The 4,125-nt window shown below is 66.7% G+C and carries 7 protein-coding genes and 1 pseudogene; 2 read left to right on the top strand and 6 right to left on the bottom strand.

The features are described 5' to 3' along the window. From GEV10_31880 to GEV10_31860, 5 genes and pseudogenes are all read right to left on the bottom strand, one after another. Positions 1 to 180: pseudogene (locus tag GEV10_31880) on the bottom strand (acyl-CoA dehydrogenase). 584 nt (positions 181 to 764) lie between these two features. Beyond that, positions 765 to 1,610, bottom strand: a complete 846-nt coding sequence (locus tag GEV10_31875; GenBank protein ID MQA83001.1) for a helix-turn-helix domain-containing protein — start codon at positions 1,608 to 1,610, stop codon at positions 765 to 767. Positions 1,611 to 1,642: 32 nt separating this feature from the next. Next, entirely contained in the window at positions 1,643 to 2,158 is a 516-nt protein-coding gene (locus tag GEV10_31870) for a hypothetical protein (protein ID MQA83000.1), read from the bottom strand. Further along, positions 2,133 to 2,375, bottom strand: coding sequence for a hypothetical protein (locus tag GEV10_31865; GenBank protein MQA82999.1), 243 nt, complete (start codon positions 2,373 to 2,375; stop codon positions 2,133 to 2,135). The genes GEV10_31870 and GEV10_31865 overlap by 26 nt, the downstream gene beginning before the upstream one ends. A gap of 435 nt (positions 2,376 to 2,810) precedes the next feature. Beyond that, positions 2,811 to 3,044: a hypothetical protein gene (locus GEV10_31860; protein MQA82998.1), complete on the bottom strand. Its 234-nt coding sequence runs from the start codon at positions 3,042 to 3,044 to the stop codon at positions 2,811 to 2,813. A 64-nt stretch (positions 3,045 to 3,108) separates the two neighbouring features. Here GEV10_31860 and GEV10_31855 point away from each other — a divergent pair, with 64 nt between their 5' ends. Together GEV10_31855 and GEV10_31850 are read left to right on the top strand one after the other, a co-directional pair. Next, positions 3,109 to 3,576 (top strand): hypothetical protein, encoded by a 468-nt coding sequence (locus GEV10_31855; protein ID MQA82997.1) that lies wholly within the window; start codon positions 3,109 to 3,111, stop codon positions 3,574 to 3,576. 50 nt (positions 3,577 to 3,626) lie between these two features. Further along, complete coding sequence (locus GEV10_31850; GenBank protein MQA82996.1) at positions 3,627 to 3,878, top strand: ArsR family transcriptional regulator; 252 nt, start codon at positions 3,627 to 3,629, stop codon at positions 3,876 to 3,878. Between the two features lie 88 nt (positions 3,879 to 3,966). On the opposite strand, the gene GEV10_31845 is transcribed toward GEV10_31850, so the two are convergent. Continuing rightward, a partial coding sequence (locus GEV10_31845) for an acyl-CoA dehydrogenase (GenBank protein MQA82995.1) occupies positions 3,967 to 4,125 on the bottom strand: 159 nt, incomplete at its 5' end.

The following is a 4,125-nucleotide window of genomic DNA, read 5'->3' as shown; positions in this document are numbered from 1 at the left end:
CCAGCGCTTGGTGCCGTCGAGCACCCACGCGTCGCCGTCCCGCACCGCCTTGGTGCGCATGTTGGCCGCGTCACTGCCGGCATCCGACTCGGACAGGCAGTACGAGAACATCGCGCTGCCGTCGGCGACCGGCGGCAGGTACCGCTGCTTCACCTCGTCGGACGCCGCCAGCAGGAATGGACCGTCTCTTTGAGGTGTGAGATGCGCGCGTGGAGAGCTGGCTCCATCGGGACAGAGGTTGGCAGGCGCGGGAATGGCGAACGCGACCTCGACCGCGATGATCTACTTCTGCCTCGGCGGACTCCAGATCGCTCTACCCACACAAAGGTGAGGAGCGCCACGTATGTTCGAGATGGCGAGGAGTTAAGGCCCCGGCAGGTCCGAGGGGTCCATTCCTGTTCCTGCCGGGGCCGGGACGTGGCGGCCGGCGGGCGTCCTGGGGGACAACCGGTGCCGACCGCCACGCCATCTACGGTGAGACCGGCCGGACCGATCGGGGCGCGCCGCGGCCGGCTCACCAGCTCAGATGTTGTTCCAGACGGGGACGCGGTACTTCTCGGCGAGGCACATCGGGCAGGGCAGCCGGTTGCCGTGCGGCTCGCACCGCTCGTCGGTGTCGTCGTCCTGCGTCTCGGCGGGTGCCGCCTGGTTGTCGCTCATCGCCGTGCCCCCAGTCCACTCCCAGATGAGATCTCGCATGCTCAGGAAGCTATGCGGGGGGAGCGGAGACGATCTACGAGTGTGACCAGATGTGACAGTCGACTTCAGGTGACGGTCTCGGTCGCCCGCTGGATCAGTTCACGGGCCGCGCGTCCGTAGACTGCCATCGAGGCGAGCTGCTCGAACGCGTCGACGTACTGCGCTACCTCGGTTGGAGCGGTGACGGTTACCTGTGCCGCTAGAAGCTCGACCCTCGCCTGCACTGTGTCGAACAACTGGAACGTCTCCAGCGGCCACCGTCGACGGTCCGGAGAGACGGGAATCACCCCGAGAGAGACCGACGGCAGGGCCATGTCGGTAAGGAGATGTTCCAGTTGCTCGGCCATGACGTCACGGCCGCCCAGGCCGTAGGTGAGGACGGCCTCTTCGAGCACGAACGCGAATCTGTGGTCACCCTCACGGAGGACCCGACGCCGTGCCATCCGCGCCTCGACTGCGTCGTCGACGTCATTCGGGATGCGTGCATGCTCGGTGATCTCTGACATCAGCGCCCGCGCGTACTCAGGCGTCTGGAGAAGGCCGGGGACGACGCTCGCTGAGTACACCCGCATCAGTCGGGTCTGCTCGTACAGCGGAACCGACGTGCCTTGTAGGTGACGCAGGCCGGTTCGCTGCAGACGTTTCCACTGGACGTAGGCGTCCTCGACCCGGCGAAGGGTGGTGACAAGGTCGTCGGCCTGATCCTCGGCGCCGCAGATGCTGCACCAGGTGCGCACATCGGTGACCGACGGGGGCCGACGGGCGTGCTCGATCTGCGAGACCTTCGTGCGGTCCCAGCCAGCCTCCACGGCCAGGGCGATCGCGGTCAGCCCGGCTTCTTGCCGCAGCTCGCGGAGCTGACCACCAAGACCTCGCAGGGTGGCCTGAGCCGACGATGACGGGGACGACACGCGTCCAGTGTCCCGCGCGGCGGTGTGGTTAGTCAGGTCGGGCGATAGTCCTCGTGCGGGGTCGCCCGTTCCCAGACGGCCTCAAATGCCGACGCGCAGAGCTTCACGACGGAAGGGTCGTCGGCTAGCTCGTTCTCCAAGAACGTCCCGTCCCCGGCGAAGTGCCCGAACCGCACGAGCCGGTCGTCGAACACCCAGCAGTCGTTGCCCGGCAGCGCGAGATCCGACGCCTGCCGCCGTGGCAGCCATCGCACCTCCTCACCGGCGGCGACGTTGTGTGCGCTGGTAACCGCGTGCTCGAACCGGAGATAGTCCGTCAAGGGCTCGCTGACCACCCGTGCTCGCCGTATCCGCACGCCGCGTGCGACCGCGTCCCGCACCACCGCGGCAAACTCGGGTCCGATGTCGCGCGTGAAGTCGAGGGTCTCTCCGGCGAGCCACCGCCGAAACACCGGGTCGTCGGGCGTGTACGTATCCCGCATCTCCAGGTGCACCGCCGACCGAGTGGTGCCCGCGATCAGGTCACCGAACGGTGGCACCGTCGGCACGCAACGCCTCCAGAATCACGTCACGCATCCGGGCAGGGAGCCGGACGATGGTCTCGTTCTCCGCGAGCGAGCTGACCTTCGCTGCCTCCGCGAGGGTCAGCGGGTCGGTGTCTGTCCAGCCCTGCACGATCAAGTCGCCGGTCTCGTCGTCGACGAAGAGGGCCGGGCAGTTGTCGTTGGCCGTGGTGGGGTCGATGCACAGGAAGCGAAGCGCCATGATGATCTCCTTGCCCGCGTGCGCAGTCGTGCGCGTTCCGTGATGATCCGACGTGCCAGGTCGCGCCGTCAACACGTGAGCTGATGTGTGTCACATTCGGGCACACTGCTTGACAAATCTGCGTAGCTCCCCACCGACCGCGGAAGCTGCGGACGGACATCGGCTGCCACCCGCGCCGCCACGCTGTGCGCATGCCACTGCCTGACGCCGGCCTGACCTGGCCGCCGCCCGACACCCGCGGGCACATCGACGACGCGGTGAAGTGGGGCGCCTCGGGCTCCCGTTCGACGTGGAACGGCGGCGGTGCGTAGTGCTGCTGGGACATGAGGTGCCCTTCTGGTTGAGTGCGTGACTTGCTATGGGGCGGGCACCTGCGATCGAGTGTCCGCCGCTGATCTTGGGAGGGTGCTGCTTCTGAGAGACGCGATCGGGCGGCTACCGTCCGGCGTCTACCCGGTCCGGTTCGACCGAGCCGCGGTAGAAGGACCAGGCGTAGTGCCGGGCCATCGACTCCGACGAGTTGCTGTACACGTGGTACAGCTCGCCGAGGAGGTCGACCCCTCGGCTGTCTTGGCCGTCGTCGTCGGTGAACGCGATGCCGTGTGCGGTCAGGTAGGCGGCGAGCTCGTCGACGCGGGCCCAGGCCCCGGATTCTGTGCACCCGCGCATGTGCGGATACATTCCAATCCGGCAAACTTGACACATTGGAAACTAAGTGGCTAGGCTTTCCAGCATGGAAAGTAAGGACGAGATCCGTGAGCAGCTGAGGGCAGCCGAGCGAGCCGCGGCCGCCCCGTACGTGGACTATCCGAAGGACCCGTGGTGGACGGTGCCGGGGTTCGGGGCACTTGCGTCCCTGATCGTCCTCGGCGTCAACTTGCGCGAGCAATCCGACATGCCTGACTGGGCCGCAACGTTGCCACTGGCGCTGGTCGCGGCAGGTGCCTGCGGCTACGTGTTGTGGCAGCGCCGACGCAGGGGAACAATGCCATCCGGCAAGGCGCCGCGTGAGGTCAACCGGGTTCTGTGGGGGTTCGTCCTCGGAGCGGTTGTCGTCGCGGTGGTCGTGTTCGTGTTTGCTGACCTGGCGCCGCTATGGCTGGCTGTGCCGTCCGCTTTCGTGCTCGCCTCTGGTGGCATGCTGTGGTTCGGCCGCGCCTACGATCGCGCGGCGGCGCAGGCCCGGGAGCGGTTGAGGTGAGGCAAGGCGGCCTCAACTCCACGATCCACCAGCCCAAGCGGCTGGCCACGATGGCGGTCTTGGCGCACGCACAGGACGCAGACTTCAAGTTCCTCCGCGACCACCTACAGATCAGTGACTCTGATCTGTCCAAGCAGATGAGCATCCTCGTCGAGGCCGGGTACGTGTCCGTGACAAAGCGGGGTCGCGGTCGGGCCAGCGTCACGACCTTCCGCATCACGAAGTCAGGTCGGGCCGCGTACGATGCTCATCGTCAGGCCCTCGAAAAGCTCCTGGCCGGGCCGAACACCGAGGCAGGCTGAGCGCACACGTGACCTGGCGCGGTAGAGGTGTTCGTACTTCAGGGTGCCGAAGAACCGCTCGACGACGCCGTGACCAGCGAGAGAACACTCACTTGAGCAGCTGTCTGGCGATGACCATGCGCTGGATCTGGTTGGTGCCCTCGTATATCTGGGTGATCTTGGCGTCGCGCATCATGCGCTCGACGGGGTAGTCCTTGACGTAGCCGTAGCCGCCGAGCAGTTGGACGGCGTCGGTCGTTACCTCCAT

It is taken from the genome of Streptosporangiales bacterium, from assembly GCA_009379955.1.
Taxonomy (GTDB): Bacteria; Actinomycetota; Actinomycetes; order Streptosporangiales; family WHST01; genus WHST01.
Note: the sequence above shows the minus strand (reverse complement) of the source record. Positions and strands in the feature narration are given on the sequence as shown.